This window comes from Bradyrhizobium sp. BLXBL-01 (assembly GCF_051853025.1).
Classification (GTDB): domain Bacteria; phylum Pseudomonadota; class Alphaproteobacteria; order Rhizobiales; family Xanthobacteraceae; genus Bradyrhizobium.
This window is the reverse complement of the sequence record NZ_CP182471.1, coordinates 3,670,049-3,691,014: the sequence shown is the minus strand read 5'-3', so window position 1 is coordinate 3,691,014 and position 20,966 is coordinate 3,670,049. Positions and strand designations below refer to the sequence as shown.

Below are 20,966 nucleotides of genomic sequence, written 5' to 3'. Positions count from 1 at the left end.
ATTGTTGCGAACGCTGCAATCTCAAAAGCGAAACGGCGCCATGGAACTCAGCGATATCAAGACCTTCGCCGCGGTCGCCCGCACCGGCGGCATCACCCGCGCCGCCGAAGAGCTCAACACCGTGCAGTCGAACGTCACCCAGCGCGTGAAGGCACTGGAGGCGGAGATCGGCACGCCGCTGTTCGAGCGGCACTCACGCGGCATGACGCTGACGGGTGCCGGCAAGCGCCTTCTGCCCTACGCGCAAAAGATGGCGGCGCTCTCGCGCGAAGCCTTGCTCGCCGCGCGCGACGATGGCGAGCCGAAGGGTCCGCTCGCGATCGGCTCGATGGAGACCACGGCCGCGGTGCGGCTGCCGCCGCTGCTCGCCGATTTCCACCGCCGCTTCCCGGCTGTGCGCCTTTCCTTGCGCACCGCGCCGACCGCCGACCTCGTCGCCAGCGTGCTCGACGGCACGCTCGACGGCGCCTTCGTCGCAGGGCCCATCACCCATGACGATCTCGCCGCGACGAGCGCATTCCGCGAAGAGCTGGTACTCGTCAGCGCGCGGCGCTGGGCTTCGCTCACCGAGCTGCGCGCCGGCACGCCGGAGTCGGGCCCGACCGCGCTGGTGTTCCGCACCGGCTGCACCTATCGCCAGCGGCTCGAACAGATCTTCGTCGAGTTCGGCTGGCCGTCGGCGGCGCGCTTCGAGCTCGGCACGCTCGACGGCATGATCGGCTGCGTTGCCGCCGACATGGGTGTGACGCTGCTGCCACGCGCCGTCGTGGAACGCAGCGCGATGAATGGCGCGGTCGCCATCCACACGCTGAGCACGTCACACGCACGTGTCGAGACACTCTTCATCCGGCGCAGCACCGGACATCAGTACAGCGCGCTGCAAGGTTTCATCGCCTGCCTGACCAAGAATGACGACGTCATCGCGGCCTGATCGACCACCGTCGCAGCGCTACGACGGCCCAGATGGCTTCGACGAGACCGAACGGCCAGGCGCCCTGAAGGAAGCCGTAGGCCGAGCCGAGGGCGCAGGACACCGCAAACAGCAGCACGAACCAATGGCTGCGGGCTTCCAAGGCGTAAGTGACCAGCATCGCCGTGACGGCGAACAGGCCGAATAATGTCAGCGCATCCACGTTCCGGGTTCACTCTGCAGCGCGACGCATGATATGCGCTAAATCCATGCCGGCTCTTATCCTCACCTTGGTCGATGCTGCAACCCACTGGCCCGAACGCGGCGCGCTGGTCGGGCTCGACTTGGGCACCAAGACCATCGGCGTTGCCGTGTCCGACCCCGACCGCCGCTTGGCCACTGGCGTCGAAACGATCCAGCGCAAGCAGTTCAAGCAGGACGCCGCCAGGCTGCTTGCCATCGCCGCCGAGCGCAAGGCGGTCGGCTTCGTGCTCGGCCTGCCCATCAACATGGACGGCAGCGAGGGACCGCGCGCGCAATCGACCCGCGCCTTCGCGCGCAATCTGGCCGGACTGACCGCCCTGCCCATCGGTCTCTGGGACGAGCGCCTCTCGACCGCGGCAGTCGAACGCGAGCTGATCGGGATGGACGTGAGCCGCGCCAAGCGCGCCGAGGTCATCGACGAGCACGCCGCGATCTTCATCCTGCAAGGCGCGCTCGATCGCCTGGCAAACCTGCGCAAGGGACCCGGCTGATCCCATGGCGGTCGTCGTCGCGGCGCTGCTGCCGGTCTTCATCCTCATCGTGCTCGGCGTCGTGCTGAAGCGCAGCCTGATGCGGCTGGACACGCAATGGCACGGGCTGGAGCGGCTGACCTATTTCGTGCTGTTTCCGATGCTGCTGATCCAGACGCTGGTGAAGGCGGACCTCACGAAGGTTCCGGTCGCCGGCGTCGGCGGCGCGCTGCTGCTGTCTGCGCTGGCGATGTCGCTGCTCTGCCTCGCATTGCGCCCGGCCCTGTCCCGGCTCGACATCGACGGCCCCGCCTTCACCTCGATCTTTCAGGGCGCGACGCGCTGGCAGACCTTCGTCGGGCTGTCGGTCGCCGCCAACATGTTCGGCGACCTCGGGCTGGCCCTCGCTTCCGTGGCGATGGTCGCGATCATTCCCCTGGTCAACGTGTTCAGCGTCGCCGTGCTCGCGCACTATGCTTCGCCCGAAAAGAAGTCCGCCCGCACGATCGTCATAACGGTGATCCGCAATCCGCTGATCTGGGCTTGCGCTATCGGCCTCTTGATCAACGTCACTCACCTGCCGCTGCCAAAGCTCTGGCATGAGGTTGCCGACGCGCTCAGTCGATCCTCGCTCGCCATCGGCCTGCTCGTCACCGGCGCGGGACTGCATCTGGAAGGCCTGCTGCGCCCGAGCGCTGCCGCGGCGATCGGCGTCGGTTTCAAGCTAGTGCTGATGCCTGCACTCGCGCTCGCGCTTGCCGTCTGGTTCGGACTAACCGGCGACAGCCTGGCGATCGTTGCGATCTGCTCGGCGGTCCCGACCTCGTCGAGCGCCTATGTGCTGGCCCGCCAGATGGGCGGCGACGCGCCGCTGCTCGCACAGATCATCACGCTGCAGACGATTTTGGCGGCGATCACGATGCCGATCGCCATCGCGCTGGTGGCCTAGCATGCGTCATTAAGAGCGCAACTCTCTCCGCCGTCATTGCGAGCGCAGCGAAGCAATCCAGAATCCCTCCGCGGAGACACTCTGGATTGCTTCGTCGCAAGGGCTCCTCGCAATGACGGAGTATGAAGCCTCAGCCCCCCAGCCACATCGTCAGCACCACCGCAGTCAGATTATTCAGCGCGTGCAGCGCGATGGTGAGCCACAGCGAGCCGGAGCGGTAGCGCATGTAGCCGAACCACAGGCCGATGCAGAAAACCTCGGCGAGGAAATAGAAATCGTATTGCAGGTGGACCACCGTCCAGACCAGCGACGACAGCAGGATCGCACCGGGGACGCGCAGAAAGCTCGCCGACCAGCCGCGGTAGAGGAAGCCGCGCGCCAGCACCTCTTCCGACATCGGCGCCGCCACTGCGAATGCGGCGAGCAGCAGCAGCGCCGCGCCCTTGTCGCGGCCCGATTTCAACAGATCGGTCATGAAGCCCGGCGTCGCCTCGCGGCCGAGCGCGCGCGACATCGTTTCCCAGAGCAGTACGATCAGGATGAGGCCGATCGCGCCGAACAGCAGCTGCTTCCATGACGGCCAATGCAGCGCGAGATAGTCGACGAAGGAGGCCTTCTTGATGCGAATGGCGAGCCAGACCGCAAGCAGCGTCGCCGGCAGCCCCATGATCACCGAGAGCGCGAGCGTCTGGGGCTCATGGCCGACAAGCTGAAGCGAGGCGAGGTCCCTGGGAAGACCACGCAGCGCTGCCAGCGCAACGACGGCACCGATCTGCCCGACGAACATCGCGACGAAGATGAAGAGGCCCCACAGCGCCGTGCCCCAGAACTTCCAGACGCGCGGCGTCGCTGGCGTCTCGGTCAGCGGCGGATGATCGGGATTGAGGGAGTCCATCGGAAGGCTTTCGTTTTGGAGACTCACGGCAGCGCCCGCTCCAGCAGCGCGCGCACGTCGGCGCTGTCGAGTTCCACCGCGCCATACATGCTGGCATGGTTCGTCGCGAGGCGCGTCGCGGCGAACAATTCGGCCTGGCGCGGTGATATGCCGTTGAGCGCCGCGGCCGCGGCCAGCAATGCCAGCTTCTCGACCGCAAGCCGCGCGACGCGCTCGCCGTCGGCGCGCCGAAACGTCTTGCCGATGAAGGTAACGGCCTCGCCTGCCCCAGGCAGCCCCCTGGTCTCGGCCGCCAGCGCTTGCAGCACCGCCATCGCCACCTCGCCCTCGCGCGAGAGCGCGCGGAGCACGTCGAGGCACATCACGTTGCCCGAACCTTCCCAGATCGCGTTGACCGGCGACTCGCGATAATGGCGCGCCAAAATGCCGTCCTCGACATAGCCGTTGCCGCCGAGGCACTCCATCGCCTCAAAGAGGAACGGCGGCGCGCTCTTGCAGGTCCAGTATTTGATCGCCGGCGTGAGCAGCCGCATATAGGCCGCCTCCGCCGCATCGTGCGGCGTGCGGTCGAAGGCGCGGCAGAGCCGCATCACCAGCGCCGTGCTCGCTTCCACATGCAGCGCCATGTCCGACAGCACGGCCTGCATCAATGGCTGGTCGGCTAGATGCTTCTGGAACACGCTGCGGTGGCGGGCGTGGTGCAGCGCATGCGCAAGCCCCGAGCGCATCAGGCCGACGGAGGCGATCGCGCAATCCTGTCGCGTCAGCTGCACCATCTGGATGATGGTGCGGATGCCCTTGCCCTCCTCGCCGACCCTTTCGGCGTAGGCGCCGACGAACTCGACCTCGGACGAGGCATTGGAGCGGTTGCCAAGCTTGTCCTTCAGCCGCTGGAACTGGATGGCGTTGACCGAACCATCCGGCGCGAAGCGCGGCATGAAGAAACAGGTCAGCCCGCCCTCGGCCTGCGCCAGCACGAGGAACGCATCGCACATCGGCGCCGACATGAACCATTTGTGGCCGGTGATGCGATAGCCGTCCCCGTCGCGCACCGCGCGCGTCATGTTGGCGCGCACGTCCGTGCCGCCCTGCTTCTCGGTCATGCCCATGCCGAGCGTCATGCCGCGCTTGCCCCACCACGGTGCAAAGCCCGGGTCGTAGCTCTTCGTCGACAGCACGGGCATTACCCCCGCGAGCAAGTCGGGCTGCATCGCCAGGGCACCGACGGAAGCGCGCGTCATCGTGATCGGGCAGAGGTGGCCGGTCTCGACCTGGGCTGCCATGTAGAACTTTGCGGCGCGAATGACCTCGGCGCCAGCGCCCGCCGGCTTACCATCCGCGGTCCAGGTGGAATTGTGCACGCCGGCATGCGCACTGTGCGCCATCAGCTCGTGATAGGCGGGATGAAACTCGACCTGGTCGCGGCGGTTGCCCTTGGCATCGAAGCTGCGCAGCTTCGGCGTATTCTCGTTCGCCACGCGCCCGCGATCGGCCATCGCAGCCGAGCCCCAATGCCGGCCGAACTCGGAGAGCTCACGCTCCGCCGCCGCGCCGCCATTGGCCCTGACCGCCTCGACCAGCGGCCGGTCCACGGCGAAAAGATCAACGTCCTCGAATGGCGGCGACTGGTTGAAGACCTCGTGGGTCGCAAATGCGGGCTGGGTCATTGTGCTTCCATCGAATCTATCTCGGCTCGGGCAGTGCCACCTCTCCCGGCGGGAGAGGTCGCGCCGCAGGCGCGGGTGAGGGGTTACGGTCTACCGAGGGAGCTGATCCCCTCACCCGGCGCTTCGCGCCGACCTCTCCGCTTGGGAGAGGTAACCCGACTCGCGGCTGCATCCGCTTCAATCAAACTCTACCTTCTTCGCGGCTCGATCGGGAAATCATAGGCCGCCCCGCCCGCCCCCGGCAGTGAAAAATGCCACCACTCCTTCGAATAGTTCACAAAGCCTTGCCTTGCCATCGCAGCCACCAGCCGCTTGCGCCAGGTACGCTGCTCCGCATTGATCGGGGTTGCGGCGGTATGCCCCTTCGCGTCGGTACAGTCGTAGCCTGTGCCCATGTCGACGCTGCCCTCCGGCGCCCGCGCCTCGACCGGCGCGGTGCAATCGGCATAGGCCTTTGCTGGATCAAACTTGGCGGAATTGTCCGCCTTGAGATCGACCAGCGTGAGATCGAGCGCCGCACCGGTCGAATGCTGGGAGCGGCTCGCAATGTAGCCGAGACGGAACAGCTCGGTCTTCGGGATCTTCGGGTTGTAGCGCCGCTCCGCAGCGGTCTCGTGGCCGTTCTGCGACCACTTCACCATGTCGAGCGAGGCCCGCGCCGGCCGGTAGCAGTCGAACATCTTGAGCGAGAGATTTTGCGCCGACAGTTCCTGCTGCACCGCCTTCAACCGCACCCCCACCTCGCGCTTCACCACGCATTCGCCGGCATTGTAGCCGGCGAGCGGACGCCCGACGAAATTGTTCGACGTGGCGTAGCGGATGTCCTGGATGATGCTGGGATCGATGTCGCGCAGAAAGACGAAGTCGCCGGGCAAGGTCTGCGCCCGCACGGGGGCGAGAAACGATAGTGTGAGCAGCGCGACAAGCGCTGCGCGCGCCGCGGTTCCGGTCCTCGCGATCATTGCACCGGATCCGAGCTGACCAGAAGCTTCGTGATGGCGGTGTCCGTATATTTGTTGCCGGCCCAGACGTCGTCGATGATGAATTGCATCCAATAGGCTGCGATCGGCGTCCGCAATGTCAGCAATTGCGCCGACAGCTCATCGTTGAGGATGAATATCCGCGACTCGCCGCCCGAGAACAGCACGCGGAGCTGGCGGACCCTGTTGTTCTTGGCGAAGATGTCGGGGCTTTTCTGGTAGCCGTTCTGCACGTGGATCGACTTGACCCGCCGCACGGTTTCGAACTCGATGGTGATCCATTCGCCGATGCCGTTGCCCGAGGCGCCCTCGACCCAGGCCGTCCCTGTCGAGGCGTCGAACAAATTCGCTGCGCCGTATGAATTGCCGAATTGCGGCTTCAGCATCGAGCTGACGCAATAAGTCTCGAAGCCGCTGCGGGCGCAGCTTTCGCCTGCCGCGGAGGGACGCGGCGGACGCATGGTGGCGCGCTCCGCGACCGCAGGCTTTGCCGGCGGCTTCACCAGCATGCCCGCCACTTTCGGCGTCCCGTTCGACGCTCCCCCATTCCAGAGAAAGATGCGCCCGCCGAGCGTCTGGTCGTAATAGGCGGGCGTCTGCTCGTGCGGTGCCGGCTGTCCGCCGGCATCCGTCGCGGTCAGGGCCAGCGCCGCCACGCGCTCGCGCACCTCGACCGCGAGATCGCCGAGATGCAACTCCGGCCGCTTGAGCTGCTCGACGAAGATCCGCGTGAACACCGAGTTGTGCGCCGTATCGTTGCTGCTGAGCTGGTCGAGCGCGGTCTGGCCGATGCCTGCGGAATAGAGCGTGAAGATCCCGCGTGCGGGCCGGGCGTCGGCGAGCCCGCGCGTGTTCCCGATCGAACGCCCTGCGGCGCGCGGAAACGGATTGTCACGGCAGGCATCGATGACGACGAAGGCGACCCGCACCGCCTTGGCCTGAAGCTCCGCAATCACGTCGGGCTCGGCGATCGAGGCGCCGCGCACCCGCGCTTCGGCGCCCTCATTGACGGTGGGAACGTCGCTCGGCACGAGGTAGTTCACCCCCGCGATCGCAACGCCATGTCCGGCATAGAACACGGCGGCGGTATCGCCCGGCTCGAGCCGCGCCGTGAAGTCCGCGAGCCGGTCGATCATGCCCTGGCGACCAAGATTGGTCCCGAGCACGATGTCGAACCCCAGCGACCTCAGCGCGTCGGCCACGGTCGTCGCGTCATTGCCGGCCTTCTTCAATTGCCGGTCGGCCGGCAGGTTCGGATAGAGATCGTTGCCGATCACGAGTGCGACGCGTTTTTCGGCCCAAGCCGGTGTCGCTAGGCCCGCCATGCACGCGGTCGCGAGCGCAGCAACATTGCGCGCCAGTCGATTAAAATACCGCATGCTCGTCATGATCCAGCCCGTGACGCAACGAACGGCACGAGTCTAGCGCAAAGCGGCTGCCCCGAACACAGGCGGGGCGCCCGTCCCGGCGGCAAAGCGCCGTGGATAAGTCCGGCGGCGGGATTTGAAGCTTGCTCCCCCCGCCGTCCGCCCCTATAGCTCTGCTTTTAATGACATCGAAATCGACCTTCGTCCTCGGCCACCGGCATTTGCTGGGCATCGAGGGCCTTTCCGCGGCCGACATCAGCGGCCTCCTCGACCTGTCCGAAGAATACGTCGAGCTCAACCGCCAGGTTGACAAGAAGCGCACCGTCCTGCGCGGACGGACGCAGGTGAACCTCTTCTTCGAGGCCTCCACCCGGACCCAATCCTCGTTCGAGCTCGCCGGCAAGCGGCTGGGTGCCGACGTCATGAACATGTCGGTCGCCTCCTCGTCCATCAAGAAGGGCGAGACGCTGATCGACACCGCGATGACGCTCAATGCGATGCACCCGGACATCCTGGTGATGCGCCATCACGCCTCCGGCGCGGTGGAGCTGCTGGCGCGCAAGGTCGACGGTTCCGTGATCAATGCCGGCGACGGCGCGCATGAGCATCCGACCCAGGCGCTGCTCGACGCACTCACCATCCGGCGCAACAAGGGCCGGATCGAGGGCCTCGTGGTCGCGATCTGCGGCGACGTGCTGCATTCGCGCGTCGCCCGCTCCAACATCATCCTGCTCAACACGATGGGCGCGCGCGTTCGCGTCGTCGGTCCGTCCACGCTCTTGCCGCCCGGCATCGAACGGATGGGCGTCGAGGTCGCGCGCGACATGCGCGAGGGTCTCAACGGCGCCGACATCGTCATGATGCTGCGGCTGCAGCGCGAGCGCATGAACGGCTCCTTCGTGCCCTCGTCGAGCGAATACTTCCACTATTTCGGGCTCGACCAGAAGAAGCTCGCCTACGCCAAGCCGGACGCGCTCGTGATGCATCCCGGCCCCATGAACCGCGGCGTCGAAATCGACACCGCGGTCGCCGACGGTGCGCAATCCCTGATCCGCGAGCAGGTGGAGATGGGCGTGGCCGTGCGCATGGCGGTGCTGGAAGCGCTCGCCCGTAACCTGCCGAACGCGTGATGCCGATGTTGACCGATCGCCGCCCCATCCTGCTCGCCAATGCCCGCGTCGTCGATCCCTCCAGGGATTTCGACGGGGTCGGCGACGTCCTGATCGCCGACGGCACCATCCGCGAGACCCGCCGCGGCATTGGCGCTGCCGGCGTCCCCGAGGGCACCGACATCGTCAACTGCGCCGGGAAGATCGTCGCACCCGGCCTGATCGACATGCGCGCCTTTGTCGGCGAGCCCGGCTTCAGCCACCGCGAGACCTTCGCCTCGGCGAGCCAGGCGGCCGCAACCGGCGGCATCACCACCATCATCTGCCAGCCCGACACCTCGCCGGTGATCGACAATTCGGCGACGGTCGATTTCGTGATGCGCCGCGCCCGCGACACCGCGATCGTCAACATCCAGCCGATGGCCGCCCTCACCAAGGGCATGCACGGCCAGGAGATGACCGAGTTCGGCCTGCTCAAGGCCGCGGGCGCCGTCGCCTTCAGCGATGGCGCCAGAAGCGTGATCAATGCGCAGGTGATGCGCCGCGCGCTGACCTATGCGCGCGATTTCGACGCGCTGATCGTGCATTACACCGAGGACCCCGATCTGGTCGGCGAGGGCGTCATGAACGAGGGCGAGTTCGCCTCGCGGCTCGGCCTGATGGGCATCCCGAATGCCGCCGAAGCCGTGATGCTGGAGCGCGATCTGCGCCTCGTCGCCCTCACGGGCGGCCGCTATCACGCGGCGTCGCTGACCTGCATCGATTCCCTCGACATCCTCCAGCGCGCCCGCGATGCCGGGCTCGCCGTCAGCGCCTCGGTCTCGATCAACCATCTGGCACTGAACGAGAACGACATCGGTCCTTACCGTTCGTTCCTGAAGCTGTCGCCGCCGCTGCGCACCGAGGAGGACCGCCGCGCCCTGGTGGCGGCGATCGCTCCGGCCTGCTCGACGTCATCATGTCCGACCACAATCCGCAGGACGTCGAGGGCAAGCGCCTGCCGTTCGCGGAAGCCGCGCCCGGCGCCATCGGGCTCGAGACCATGCTGCCGGCCGGCCTGCGGCTGGTGCATAATGGCGAGATCGAGCTGAAGACGCTGATCCGCGCGATGTCGACCCGCCCCGCCGAGCTGCTCGGCCTGTCGGGCGGAACCCTGCGTGCCGGCAGCCCGGCCGACGTCATCGTGATCGACCCCGACGTGCCCTGGGTGGTCGATCCCGCCGACCTCAAGTCGCCCTGCAAGAACACCCCGTTCGACGAGGCCCGCTTTACAGGCCGGGTGGTGCGCACCATTGTTGGCGGACGAACGGTGTATGAGCATGTCTGAGCAGTGGATTCGTTCGACGTGGATGGGCCTTTGGAGATGCCGCCATGGCGCTTGAACCGTTTCTGCCGGTGGCTTTCGTCATCGGCTATCTCCTCGGCTCGATTCCGTTCGGGCTGATCCTGACCAGGCTCGCGGGCACCCAGGATATCCGCTCGATCGGCTCCGGCAGCATCGGCGCCACCAACGTGCTGCGCACCGGACGCAAGAGCCTTGCCGCGGGCACCCTGCTGTTCGACGCGCTCAAGGGCACCGTGGCGGTGGTGATCGCCGGCTACATCGCAGGCCCCAATGCCGCGATGGTGGCGGGGCTCGGCGCGTTCCTCGGCCATCTCTTCCCGGTCTGGCTCAAGTTCAAAGGCGGCAAGGGCGTGGCGGTCTATATCGGCATCCTGCTCGGGCTGTTCTGGCCGGGCGCCGTCGTGTTCTGCCTGCTCTGGCTGGCGACCGCCTTCACCACCCGCTATTCCTCGCTGTCGGCGCTGGTGGCGGCATTCATCACGCCGATATTCCTGTGGTGGTTCGGTCACCTCGCATTGTCGGCGCTGGCAGCGGTGCTGACGCTGCTGTTGTTCTACGCGCATCGCGAGAACATCAAGCGGTTGCAAGCAGGCAAGGAAAGCCGGATCGGCGAGAAGGCCTAGCGTTTTCGAGCGAAGTGGATGCCGGTTCGCGTCAAGAGAACGCGTCAAACGAGAATCTGAAGCCGGAAAAAGTACGGATACCGCCGCACCTCTTCCGCATTATATGCGAAATCCTGTTCGCAATTGTCCTGCGAGTCACGGCAGGCTGTAGCGAACGGGTTCCATGCCTGTCATCCTGACACGGGAAACGGCATTAGGCGGTTGCTCAGAATGAGCGAGAAGATTGTCGGCGCGAATGACGGGATCGGTTCGCTCGGTGCTTCCGGCACTGCGGCAAGCCGGCTGCTCTCGGCGACCAATATCTGGTCCGACGCGCCCACCCCTGTCCCTACTTCACGGCCAGCGCCGCAGCCGGAGCCCGCCGTTGAACCCCACGCTCCGCTCGACATCGTCGTCACCCAGGCTGCACCGGTCGCGCCCACGCAGGCGCGCTCCGACCAATGGCCGCCGCGAAGACTCTCGCTGGCGCTGCAGGGCGGCGGCACCTTTGCCGCCTTCACCTGGGGCGTGCTGGAGCGGCTGCTCGAAGAGACGTCCATCGAGATCGACACCATCAGCGGCGCCAGCGCCGGCGCCATCAACGCGCTGCTGCTTGCTTGCGGCCTGGCCGAAGGCGGCCGCGAAGGCGCCCGGTCGCGACTGAGCCGGTTCTGGGTCCGGCTGATGCACGAGGCCTCGTTCCGCTCGCTGATGCTGATCGGCGGCTTCTCGCCGGCGGGAAGCTCGGTCGCATTCGGCCCGACCCTGCGCTCCGGCCAGTTCGATCCGTTCGATCTCGATCCACTGCGGCAGGCGGTCTCCCGCGACATCAACTTTTCCGTCCTGCGCGATGCCCGCTGCCCGAAGCTGCTGATCGCGGCGACGCGGATCCGCGACGGGCAGCAGCAGATTTTCGGCAACGAGGCCATCACCGCCGACATCGCGCTGGCCTCGACCTGCCCGCCGCTGGTCCATTGTGCGGTCGAGATCGACGGCGAAGCCTATTGGGACGGCGGCTTTGGCGGCAATCCGCCGCTGCTGCGGCTGGTGCAGGACACGGCGGCAACGGATCTGCTGCTGGTCCAGGTCACGCCGACGCGCGACAGCTACGTGCCGATCACGCTCGCCGCGATCGACCGCCGGCTCGACCAGATCGCGGCCAACGCCGCGCTCAATGCCGAGATCGCCGCGATCGAATGGGCGCAGGCCCATGCCGCGCCGTCGCTGCGGCTCTCCAGGATCGCGGCGGAAGACTCCGTTGACGGCCTGGCGCAACGCTCATCCACCGATCTCGGCCGCGGCTTCATTCGCCTCCTGCACCGAAGCGGCCGCGAAGCCGCCGAGCGCTGGCTCGGGCAAGGTGCAAGAGCCGGCGCAGCGCCCTCAGCGCCCGCTCAGGCCCCTGCTCGTTCCGAACCCGCGCTAGCCTGATTTCGCCAACGCGTCTTCCAGGAACCAGGCAGATGTCAACGCGACAGGATCATTGCCGAACCGCGCGATCACCTGCACGCCAACAGGCAGGCCGCCAACCTTCAGCACCGGCACATTGACGCAAGGATTGCCCATCAGCGTCCACAGCCGGTTATAACGGGGCGAGCCGGTCGAGGCGAGCTCCTTGGCCGGCGCCGTGCCCGGCGCCGAATAGGTCAGCAACACGTCGAACCCTTCGAACAGCTCGCTGAGCTCGCGACGGCCACGGCGGGCGATGCGGCGCGCATCGTCGTATTCCTTCGGTGTCAGTCCGACCGTCTCATCGAGGCTGGCGCGCAGCAGCGGCGCGATCTCGTCGTGACGCTCGGAAAACTCCCAGGCCAGCGCGCGATGCGCCTCGAAGTTCTGGATGACGGGGTGGATGCGCCAGGCTTCCTTGACCGCCTCGGGCAGATCGATGGTCTGCACGCGGGCGCCGGCCTTCTCGGCCGCCTTGATCGCAGCCTGCAAGCCCTCCTCTGCCGCCGGCTCCACGGCTTCGGCAAACTCCTGCCTGACCACGCCGATGCGCGGTGCCTTGGCTGGACCGATGCCGTCGAATTCAGTGCGGCCGGTGATCGCCAGCAATCCGCGCGCGAGATCTTCCGCGCGGCTGCCGAACAGGCCGACCGTGTCGAGTGCCCACGAATAACACTTCACGCCGATCGTCGGCAGCATCCGGAACGACGGTTTGATCGCGGCAGCGCCGCAATAGGCCGCCGGCCGGATCACCGAGCCGCCGGTCTGGGTGCCCAGCGCCAGCGGGATCATGCCGGCGCCGACGGCCGCCGCCGAACCCGAGGACGAGCCGCCGGGCGTGTGTCCGGGATTGTGCGGATTGAGCGTCGGGGTCGGATCGCTCGAGGCGAACGCAGTCGTGGTGGTCTTGCCGATGATGGTGGCCCCGGCCCGCTTCAGCATCATCACGACCGGTGCATCAGCGCGCGGCTGCCAGCCGCGATAGATCTCCGAGCCCATCTCGGTCGGCATATCGGCGGTGTCGATGATGTCCTTGATCCCGACGGCGATGCCACGCAGCGGGCCCGAGGCTTGCGCCCTCGCGGATTTGTCATGGCGGACGAAGGCGCGGACGTCCTTCTCCCTGGCTTCGATCGCCGCATGCGACTGGGCGATGGCGTCATCGGGCGAAAGCTCCCCCGCTTCGATGCGGCGCTGGAGGTCGGCAAGTGAGAGCATGGCAACATCCTTCTTATTGCGACCGCTTTTAGCATCGCAGCGAGGTCGTGCAAGCGCACGTCACTGTTGCGCAACGCCCTCAGGTTGTTCCATGCTGTCCCTACAAGGAGACGCCGTGGACGCCATCAATCCGAGCATAGAGCTGACCGAGACTGAGCGGATCGACCGCCTGCGGCTGATCCGTTCCGACAATGTCGGGCCGCGCACCTTCCGCTCGCTGGTCGATCATTTCGGCAGCCCGCGCGCCGCGCTGGAACGGCTGCCTGATCTCGCCCGCCGCGGCGGCGCGGCGCGATCGGCGCGCATCTGCAGTACGGATGAAGCGAAGGCCGAGCTCGCCGCGAGCCGCAAGTTCGGCATCGCCTGGCGTGCGCCCGGCGAGGACGGCTATCCGGCGCGGCTGGCGATGATCGACGATGCGCCGCCGCTGCTCGCGGTGCGCGGCGACACCAAAACCCTGATGCGGCCGATGATCGCAATCGTCGGCTCGCGCAATGCTTCCGGCGCCGGCCTGAAATTCGCCGGCCAGCTCGCGCGCGAGCTCGGCGAGGCCGGCTTCGTCGTCATCTCCGGGCTTGCCCGCGGCGTCGACCAGGCCGCGCATCGCACCAGCGTCGAGAGCGGCACGATCGCCGTGCTCGCCGGCGGCCATGACTGCATCTATCCGCCCGAGCATGGCGACCTGCTCGCCGCGATCCTCGACCATTCGGGCGCGGCGATTTCCGAGATGCCGCTCGGCCACGAGCCGCGCGCCCGCGACTTTCCCCGTCGCAACCGGCTGATCTCGGGCGCTTCGCTCGGCGTCGTCGTGGTCGAGGCGGCGCACCGCTCGGGCTCGCTGATCACAGCACGCATGGCGGCCGAACAGGGCCGCGAGGTGTTCGCCGTTCCGGGCTCGCCGCTCGATCCGCGCGCCGCCGGCACCAACGACCTGATCAAGCAGGGCGCAACGCTCGTCACGGAAGCCGCCGACATCGTCAACGCGGTTCAGCCGATCATGGAGCGGCCGCTGATGCATCCCGCAGGCGAGCCGGACAGCGAGCCATTCGAAAGCGATCCGCAAGGCCATGATCGCGACCAGATCACCGGCCTGCTCGGCCCGGCCCCGATCTCGATCGACGACCTCGTCCGGATGTCCGGTGCCTCGCCCGCGATCGTGCGCACCGTGCTGCTGGAGCTCGAGCTCGCCGGCAAGCTCGAACGTCACGGCGGCGGATTGGTGTCGCTGCTTTAGAGCATGATCCGAAAAAGTGTGCAGCGGTTTTTCGAAAAGATCATGCTCAAAAAAAGAGGCCAAAGCGCGATTTAATATCGCGCTTTAGCCCTCGTTGCGCTGGTCGAACTTCGTGCGCGCGGCCTCGATCCGATCCAGATGGTCCTTCGCCCATTTGCCGAGCGCTTCGACGGGGCGCGACAGGCCGTGGCCAAGCTCGGTCAGCTCATAATCCACCCGCGGCGGGATGGTCGGAAAGATCGTGCGCGTGACGAGGCCATCGCGCTCGAGGCCGCGCAGCGTCAGGGTCAACATCCGCTGCGAGATGCCGTTGATCATGCGCTTGAGCTCGTTGAAGCGCTTTGGCCCGTCGCTCAGCATCATGATGACGAACACGCTCCATTTGTCGCCGACGCGCGACAGCACGGAGGCGACCCCACGGCAGTCCGCATGGTTGGGATCCGGCATGGGCCTTGGATCCGGCCTTGGATCCGGCCTTGAATCCGGCTTCGGATTTGGCCGCGGCGGAGCAGGCATTTCGATGTTCGCAGGTTTCAATGATGTGCCCATGGCTCAAAAAAGTGCGTTCTTGCGGAGATTTCGACAGTCACTCATGTAGCGCTGGTTACAAACTTATACCAGGGTGACCCCACATGAAACTCCTTCACATCGACTCCAGCGTGCTCGGCCCCCACTCCGTCAGCCGGCAGGTTTCCGCCGCCATCGTCGACCGGCTCAAGCAGGCGACGCCCTCGCTCGAGGTCGTCTATCGCGACCTGACTGAGACCCCGCTCGCCCACCTCTCCGGCTCGCATCTCGCCGCCGCGCAAGGCGCGCCTGCGCCGGCGGAACTCGGACCGGACCTTGCCGCAAGCGCGGCCGCGCTGGACGAGTTCCTGGCTGCCGACATCGTCGTGATCGGCGCGCCCATGTACAATTTCACCATCCCGAGCCAGCTCAAGGCCTGGATCGACCGCATCCTTGTAGCGGGGAAGACCTTTAAGTATGGCGCGGCCGGGCCGGAGGGGCTCGCCGGCGGCAAGCGCGTGATCGTCGCGATCTCGCGCGGCGGCTATTACGGCGCGGGCTCACCCGCCGCAGCGCTGGAGCACCTCGAAAGCTATCTGCGCGGTGTGTTCGGCTTCATGGGCATCCACAATGCCGAGTTCATCATCGCCGACGGCATCCAGGTCGGACCGGATCACCGCGAGAAAGCACTTGCGGGCGCGCTTCAGGCAGCCACCAGCCTGCACGCGGCCTGACGCCGTGCCGAAATCGGCCGCCGCCGGATTGCGCGGCGGCTGACGGCGGCACGATCCGCAACGCTAAGACCAGACGCCCTGCATGCCCAGGATCACGGCAACGAGCGAAACGAACAGGCCGATCCCGGAGAACAACGCGATGGCCACGAACTCGGCCGTGTCGGAACGCTTGGCCGGAACGGCGGGTCGTTCGGTGAAGACGCGCGGTGATGAAATCGACGCGAAAATGCGGGCCGCTTTTGTCATGATCGACCCTCCTTAGATAGTGAGTCTGTCCCCTGCCCGTAAAAAGTCTTTGCAGCTTGCGCGAAGGTTCAACGCCTCGTCAATGCATCTCAAGACGTAGGAACCGGCAGGCGCAGCCGCACTGCGCCGGCCGATTCAATTTGCGCTTGGTTTGATCAGCCGCGATAGATCGGCGCGCCGCTCGGCGAGGCCACCGCGCCGCCGTCGACGAAGATTTCCTGGCCCTGCACATGCGCGGCATCATCGGAGGCGAGGAACAGCACCGTCTTCGCAACGTGATCGGTTTCACCGATGCGGCCGAGCGGCGTCGACAGCGCAATCCGCTTCTCGAACGCCTTCTCGGCTTCGGGCGTCGCGGTCGCGGGCCCCCAGATCGGCGTGCGGATCGCGCCGGGCGCAACGACATTGACGCGGATGCCGCGCGGCGACAGTTCTGAAGCCATGATCCGCGCCATCGCGCGCACGCCGGCCTTCGCCGCGCCATAGGCCGAGTAGCCGGGAATGCCGAGCACTGAGATCACCGAGCCGTTGAGGATGATCGAGGCGTTGTCGTTGAGATGGGGTAACGCGGATTGAACGGTGAAGAACACGCCGGTCAGATTGGTGCTGATCACCTTGTCGAACACCTCTGGTGTCGCCGATCCCAGCGGCGTGCCGCCGGCGATGCCGGCATTGGCGAACACGATGTCGAACTTGCCGAATTTCTCCGCGCCCTGCTTGATCGCAGCTTCCGTCGCCGCGATGTCCGTCGCGTCGGCTGGCAGCGCGAGCGCGTTCGGCCCAAGCTCCTTCGCGGCCGCCGCCAGCGTCTCCTTGTTGCGCCCGGTGATCACCACCTTGGCGCCCTCGGCCACGAACAGTTTTGCCGTTGCCAGCCCGATGCCGCTATTGCCGCCGGTGATCAGGGCCGTCTTGTCCTTCAGTCTCACGCTCGCCTCCAGTAGTTGCATTATGAAACTACATTGCCATCTAGGGCATTCGGTTTTATAATGCAACCACACAAGCGCGTGATCGGCGCTGGCGCCGTGCGAACACGACAGGACGGACGAAATGGTGAAACGGACGAGCTTTGCCGGCGATGCCTGCCCGATCGCGCGGTCGCTGGATGCGCTCGGCGACTGGTGGTCGCTCTTGATCATCCGCGAGGCGCTGTTCGGCGTCCGCCGCTTCGGCGAGTTTCAGAACAAGCTCGGCATGGCCAAGAACATTCTGGCGACGCGGCTGCGGTCGCTGGTCGATCACGGCATTCTGGAAACCGCCCCCGCCTCCGACGGCAGCGCCTATCAGGAATATGTGCTGACGCCGAAGGGCCGCGGCACCTTCCCGATCCTGGTCGCGCTGCGGCAATGGAGCGAGGAGTTCGATGACCGCCCTGAGGAGATCGCGACCATCCGGGTCGATCGCGAGAAGGGCCGCCCGGTGAAGAAGCTCGAAATGCACGCCGAAGACGGCCGCCTGCTCAACCCGGCGGACACGACGCTGAAGCCGAGGCCGACGCCGCGGCGAAGGTCGGCGTCATAGTCCCAAGTGGTGCCACCCCGTCATTGCGAGCGCAGCGAAGCAATCCAGACTGCCTCCCGCGGCAAGACTCTGGATTGCTTCGCTGCGCTCGCAATGACGGGGTTAGCGCAGCGCGCTCGATACTATCACCGTCACCCTGAGGTGGCCGTTCTTCAGCGGCCCTCGAAGGGCGACGGCCCGGCTGCATCAGCGGGGCCGCTCATCCTTCGAGGCTCGGCTTGCGATGCATTCGCATCTCAAGGCTCCCACCTCAGGACGACGGGACAAAGGCCCCACCCTCACGACAGCTTGCGCCTGGTCCGTAGCCGCAGATGCTCGTCGGCCTCGAGCTGAGTCATGCCTAAGAGATAATGCAGCACATCCAGCTTGTGGCGCTCGGCCAACTTGCGCAGGGCGCCGGTCTGCTCGGCGATGAAGGCCACGGCTTCGTCCGCGCCGCCCTCCCCCGGTTCCTCGTTGCGCGAGCCCCCCGGCGCGCCTGATCCAGCGCGCGCCCGTTTCTTTCCTGGCCTAGTCACCAGACCCCACCCGAATCCATGCCCCGACAGGACATTACGCCCACATCAACCGCAACTCCAAGGTGGTATTTTGCAACTTTCTCGATATGAAACTTTTCCCATCGCGGCGGCTTTCAACACCCCACGATTTGACAGCGACCGCCTCACCACCCATGTTCGGGTCGAAACGGCCGACCCGAATCCTTTCGTTTTCGGCCCAAGATTTTCCCGTAAGTTACTGGAACTACATGAATATCGTTATCGTGGAGTCGCCGGCGAAAGCCAAGACGATCAACAAGTATTTGGGCTCGTCCTACGAGGTTCTGGCCTCGTTCGGCCATGTCCGCGATCTCCCGGCGAAGAACGGTTCCGTCGATCCCGACGCCAATTTCAAGATGATCTGGGAGGTCGACCCCAAGGCGGCCGGCCGGCTCAATGATATCGCCAAGTCGCTGAAGGGCGCCGACCGCCTGATTCTCGCGACCGACCCCGATCGCGAGGGCGAAGCCATCTCCTGGCACGTGCTGGAGGTGATGAAGGAGAAGCGCGCGCTGAAGGATCAGAAGATCGAGCGCGTGGTGTTCAACGCCATCACCAAGCAGGCGGTCTCCGAGGCGATGAAGCACCCGCGCGAGATCGACGGCGCGCTGGTCGACGCCTATATGGCGCGCCGCGCCCTCGATTACCTCGTCGGCTTCACCCTCTCCCCCGTGTTGTGGCGCAAGCTGCCCGGCGCCCGCTCGGCTGGCCGCGTGCAGTCGGTGGCGCTGCGTCTCGTCTGCGACCGCGAGCTCGAGATCGAGAAGTTCGTGCCGCGCGAATATTGGTCGCTGATCGCGACCCTGCTCACCCCGCGGGGCGATGCCTTCGAAGCACGCCTCGTCGGCGCCGACGGCAAGAAGATCCAGCGCCTCGATATCGGCACCGGCGCGGAAGCCGAAGACTTCAAGAAAGCGCTCGAGCTGGCGACCTACGCCGTCACCGCGGTCGACGCCAAGCCGGCCCGGCGCAATCCGCAGGCGCCCTTCACCACCTCGACGCTGCAGCAGGAAGCCAGCCGGAAATACGGCTTTGCGCCGGCGCACACCATGCGCATCGCCCAGCGTCTTTATGAGGGCATCGACATCGGCGGCGAGACCACCGGACTCATTACTTATATGCGTACCGACGGCGTGCAGATCGCCCCCGAAGCGATCACCCAGGCGCGCAAGGTGATCGGCGAGGATTACGGCAACGCCTATGTGCCGGATACCCCGCGTCAGTACCAGGCCAAGGCCAAGAACGCCCAGGAAGCGCACGAAGCGATCCGCCCGACCGACCTCTCCCGCCGCCCCGACAGCATGAGCCGCAAGCTCGATGCCGATCAGGCGAAGCTCTATGAGTTGATCTGGAAGCGCACCATCGCGAGCCAGATGGAATCCGCCGAGCTCGAGCGCACCACCGTCGACATCACGGCGAAGGCAGGTGGCCGCACGCTGGAGCTGCGTGCCACCGGCCAGGTCGTGAAGTTCGACGGCTTCCTCGCGCTCTACCAGGAAGGCCGCGACGACGAAGAGGACGAGGATTCCCGCCGCCTGCCCGCGATGAGCCAGGGCGAGGCCGTGAAGCGGCAGAGCCTGTCGGTCACCCAGCACTTCACCGAGCCGCCGCCGCGCTTCTCCGAGGCTTCGCTGGTCAAGCGCATGGAAGAGCTCGGCATCGGCCGTCCCTCGACCTACGCCTCGATCCTGCAGGTCCTGAAGGACCGCGGCTACGTCAAGCTGGAGAAGAAGCGCCTGCACGGCGAGGACAAGGGCCGCGTCGTGGTCGCGTTCCTGGAAAGCTTCTTTGCCCGCTACGTCGAATACGATTTCACGGCCAGCCTCGAAGAGCAGCTCGACCGCATCTCAAACAACGAGATCTCCTGGCAGCAGGTGCTGAAGGATTTTTGGACCGGCTTCATCGGCGCCGTCGACGACATCAAGGATCTGCGCGTCGCGCAGGTGCTCGACGTACTCGACGACATGCTGGGCCAGCACATCTATCCGCCTCGCGCCGATGGCGGCGATATCAGGCAATGCCCGAATTGCGGCACCGGCCGGCTGAACCTGAAGGCCGGCAAGTTCGGCGCCTTCGTCGGCTGCTCGAACTATCCGGAATGCCGCTACACCCGTCAGCTCGCCGCCGACGGCGAAACGACCGCGGACCGCTCGCTCGGTCAGGATCCCGAAACGGGTCGCGATGTCTGGGTCAAGGCCGGCCGCTTCGGCCCCTATATCCAGCTCGGCGAGCAGAAGGATTACGAGGAAGGCGAGAAGCCCAAGCGCGCGGGCATCCCCAAGGGCACATCGCCCAGCGACGTCGACCTCGAGCTTGCGCTGAAGCTCTTGTCGCTGCCGCGCGAGATCGGCAAGCATCCGGAAACCGGCCAGCCGATCATCGCCGGCCTCGGCCGTTTCGGACCGTTCGTGAAGCACGAGAAGACCTATGCGAGCCTCGAAGCCGGCGACGAGGTGTTCGACATCGGCCTCAACCGCGCGGTGACGCTGATCGCCGAGAAGGTCGCCAAGGGCCCGAGCCGCCGCTTCGGCGCCGATCCCGGCAAGGCGCTCGGCGATCATCCGACGCTCGGCACCGTCACCGTGAAGAGCGGCCGCTACGGCGCCTATGTCACGGCCGGCGGCGTCAACGCGACCATTCCGGCCGAGTTCGAGAAGGACACGATCACGCTGCCGCAGGCGATCGCGCTGATCGACGAGCGCGCGGCCAAAGGTGGCGGCAAGGCCAAGAAGGCTGCAAAGCCCGCCAAGACCAAGAAGGCTGCGGACGGCGAGGACGCCGCACCGAAGCCGAAGAAGCCGGCTGCGAAAAAAGCCGCGGCCAAATCCAAATCCGAATCCACCAGCAAGGCGCGCGCTCCCGTGCCGTCGACCGCCAAGACTTCTGCTACAAAGACGTCGCCGACCAAGGCAGCCGCCACCAAGGCTCCGGCCAAGAAGAGTGCCGGCAAGAATTAGAGGTTA

Annotated in this window: 20 protein-coding genes and 1 pseudogene; 11 read left to right on the top strand and 10 right to left on the bottom strand. The window is 66.2% G+C overall.

Annotated features, from left to right (window positions below):
- Positions 1-40: 40 nt before the first annotated feature.
- On the top strand, positions 41-931 hold the full coding sequence (locus ACNJYA_RS17115; RefSeq protein ID WP_212255096.1) for a LysR family transcriptional regulator: 891 nt from the start codon (positions 41-43) through the stop codon (positions 929-931).
- On the opposite strand, the gene ACNJYA_RS17110 is transcribed toward ACNJYA_RS17115, so the two are convergent.
- Positions 918-1,133: a hypothetical protein gene (locus tag ACNJYA_RS17110; RefSeq protein WP_172783408.1), complete on the bottom strand. Its 216-nt coding sequence runs from the start codon at positions 1,131-1,133 to the stop codon at positions 918-920. The two genes, ACNJYA_RS17115 and ACNJYA_RS17110, sit on opposite strands and share 14 nt — an antisense overlap.
- A gap of 46 nt (positions 1,134-1,179) precedes the next feature.
- Between ACNJYA_RS17110 and ruvX the strand changes: the two genes are divergently transcribed.
- Both ruvX and ACNJYA_RS17100 read left to right on the top strand, forming a co-directional pair.
- Positions 1,180-1,665 (top strand): Holliday junction resolvase RuvX, encoded by a 486-nt coding sequence (ruvX, locus tag ACNJYA_RS17105; RefSeq protein ID WP_212255095.1) that lies wholly within the window; start codon positions 1,180-1,182, stop codon positions 1,663-1,665.
- 4 nt (positions 1,666-1,669) lie between these two features.
- Positions 1,670-2,593: an AEC family transporter gene (locus tag ACNJYA_RS17100; RefSeq protein WP_439367029.1), complete on the top strand. Its 924-nt coding sequence runs from the start codon at positions 1,670-1,672 to the stop codon at positions 2,591-2,593.
- A 130-nt stretch (positions 2,594-2,723) separates the two neighbouring features.
- Here the strand turns inward: ACNJYA_RS17100 and ACNJYA_RS17095 are convergent, their stop codons facing one another.
- From ACNJYA_RS17095 to ACNJYA_RS17080, 4 genes are all read right to left on the bottom strand, one after another.
- The gene (locus tag ACNJYA_RS17095; protein ID WP_439367027.1) at positions 2,724-3,488 is read right to left on the bottom strand and encodes a lysostaphin resistance A-like protein; all 765 of its coding nucleotides are present in this window, start codon (positions 3,486-3,488) and stop codon (positions 2,724-2,726) included.
- Between the two features lie 23 nt (positions 3,489-3,511).
- The gene (locus ACNJYA_RS17090; RefSeq protein WP_439367025.1) at positions 3,512-5,155 is read right to left on the bottom strand and encodes an acyl-CoA dehydrogenase family protein; all 1,644 of its coding nucleotides are present in this window, start codon (positions 5,153-5,155) and stop codon (positions 3,512-3,514) included.
- A 188-nt stretch (positions 5,156-5,343) separates the two neighbouring features.
- Positions 5,344-6,117, bottom strand: a complete 774-nt coding sequence (locus ACNJYA_RS17085) for a M15 family metallopeptidase (RefSeq protein WP_439367023.1) — start codon at positions 6,115-6,117, stop codon at positions 5,344-5,346.
- Positions 6,114-7,460: an NADase-type glycan-binding domain-containing protein gene (locus ACNJYA_RS17080; RefSeq protein WP_439367021.1), complete on the bottom strand. Its 1,347-nt coding sequence runs from the start codon at positions 7,458-7,460 to the stop codon at positions 6,114-6,116. Before ACNJYA_RS17080 ends, ACNJYA_RS17085 begins: the two co-directional genes overlap by 4 nt.
- Positions 7,461-7,684: 224 nt before the next feature.
- Between ACNJYA_RS17080 and ACNJYA_RS17075 the strand changes: the two genes are divergently transcribed.
- The 4 genes and pseudogenes from ACNJYA_RS17075 (at position 7,685) to ACNJYA_RS17060 (ending at position 11,989) form a co-directional block, all read left to right on the top strand.
- Positions 7,685-8,632: an aspartate carbamoyltransferase catalytic subunit gene (locus ACNJYA_RS17075; protein WP_197952821.1), complete on the top strand. Its 948-nt coding sequence runs from the start codon at positions 7,685-7,687 to the stop codon at positions 8,630-8,632.
- A 5-nt stretch (positions 8,633-8,637) separates the two neighbouring features.
- Positions 8,638-9,938, top strand: a pseudogene (locus ACNJYA_RS17070) (dihydroorotase).
- 44 nt (positions 9,939-9,982) lie between these two features.
- Positions 9,983-10,579, top strand: coding sequence for a glycerol-3-phosphate 1-O-acyltransferase PlsY (gene plsY / locus ACNJYA_RS17065; RefSeq protein ID WP_439367018.1), 597 nt, complete (start codon positions 9,983-9,985; stop codon positions 10,577-10,579).
- 210 nt (positions 10,580-10,789) lie between these two features.
- Positions 10,790-11,989: a patatin-like phospholipase family protein gene (locus ACNJYA_RS17060; RefSeq protein WP_439367016.1), complete on the top strand. Its 1,200-nt coding sequence runs from the start codon at positions 10,790-10,792 to the stop codon at positions 11,987-11,989.
- Here ACNJYA_RS17060 and ACNJYA_RS17055 read toward each other — a convergent pair.
- Complete coding sequence (locus tag ACNJYA_RS17055; protein ID WP_172783398.1) at positions 11,981-13,225, bottom strand: amidase; 1,245 nt, start codon at positions 13,223-13,225, stop codon at positions 11,981-11,983. The two genes, ACNJYA_RS17060 and ACNJYA_RS17055, sit on opposite strands and share 9 nt — an antisense overlap.
- 91 nt (positions 13,226-13,316) lie before the next feature.
- Between ACNJYA_RS17055 and dprA the strand changes: the two genes are divergently transcribed.
- Positions 13,317-14,459, top strand: a complete 1,143-nt coding sequence (gene dprA / locus ACNJYA_RS17050; protein WP_439403299.1) for a DNA-processing protein DprA — start codon at positions 13,317-13,319, stop codon at positions 14,457-14,459.
- Positions 14,460-14,543: 84 nt separating this feature from the next.
- Here dprA and ACNJYA_RS17045 read toward each other — a convergent pair whose 3' ends face one another.
- The gene (locus ACNJYA_RS17045) at positions 14,544-15,008 is read right to left on the bottom strand and encodes a winged helix-turn-helix transcriptional regulator (RefSeq protein ID WP_439403298.1); all 465 of its coding nucleotides are present in this window, start codon (positions 15,006-15,008) and stop codon (positions 14,544-14,546) included.
- Between the two features lie 83 nt (positions 15,009-15,091).
- Here ACNJYA_RS17045 and ACNJYA_RS17040 point away from each other — a divergent pair, with 83 nt between their 5' ends.
- The gene (locus ACNJYA_RS17040; RefSeq protein WP_212255084.1) at positions 15,092-15,700 is read left to right on the top strand and encodes an FMN-dependent NADH-azoreductase; all 609 of its coding nucleotides are present in this window, start codon (positions 15,092-15,094) and stop codon (positions 15,698-15,700) included.
- Between the two features lie 63 nt (positions 15,701-15,763).
- On the opposite strand, the gene ACNJYA_RS17035 is transcribed toward ACNJYA_RS17040, so the two are convergent.
- Both ACNJYA_RS17035 and ACNJYA_RS17030 read right to left on the bottom strand, forming a co-directional pair.
- Positions 15,764-15,946, bottom strand: a complete 183-nt coding sequence (locus ACNJYA_RS17035; protein ID WP_172783394.1) for a hypothetical protein — start codon at positions 15,944-15,946, stop codon at positions 15,764-15,766.
- A gap of 155 nt (positions 15,947-16,101) precedes the next feature.
- The gene (locus tag ACNJYA_RS17030; protein WP_439403297.1) at positions 16,102-16,875 is read right to left on the bottom strand and encodes an SDR family oxidoreductase; all 774 of its coding nucleotides are present in this window, start codon (positions 16,873-16,875) and stop codon (positions 16,102-16,104) included.
- A 121-nt stretch (positions 16,876-16,996) separates the two neighbouring features.
- Here ACNJYA_RS17030 and ACNJYA_RS17025 point away from each other — a divergent pair, with 121 nt between their 5' ends.
- On the top strand, positions 16,997-17,467 hold the full coding sequence (locus tag ACNJYA_RS17025) for a winged helix-turn-helix transcriptional regulator (protein WP_439403296.1): 471 nt from the start codon (positions 16,997-16,999) through the stop codon (positions 17,465-17,467).
- 278 nt (positions 17,468-17,745) lie between these two features.
- Here ACNJYA_RS17025 and ACNJYA_RS17020 read toward each other — a convergent pair whose 3' ends face one another.
- The gene (locus ACNJYA_RS17020) at positions 17,746-17,889 is read right to left on the bottom strand and encodes a hypothetical protein (protein WP_257187439.1); all 144 of its coding nucleotides are present in this window, start codon (positions 17,887-17,889) and stop codon (positions 17,746-17,748) included.
- Positions 17,890-18,212: 323 nt separating this feature from the next.
- Here ACNJYA_RS17020 and topA point away from each other — a divergent pair, with 323 nt between their 5' ends.
- Positions 18,213-20,960, top strand: a complete 2,748-nt coding sequence (topA, locus tag ACNJYA_RS17015; protein ID WP_439403295.1) for a type I DNA topoisomerase — start codon at positions 18,213-18,215, stop codon at positions 20,958-20,960.
- Positions 20,961-20,966: the final 6 nt, after the last annotated feature.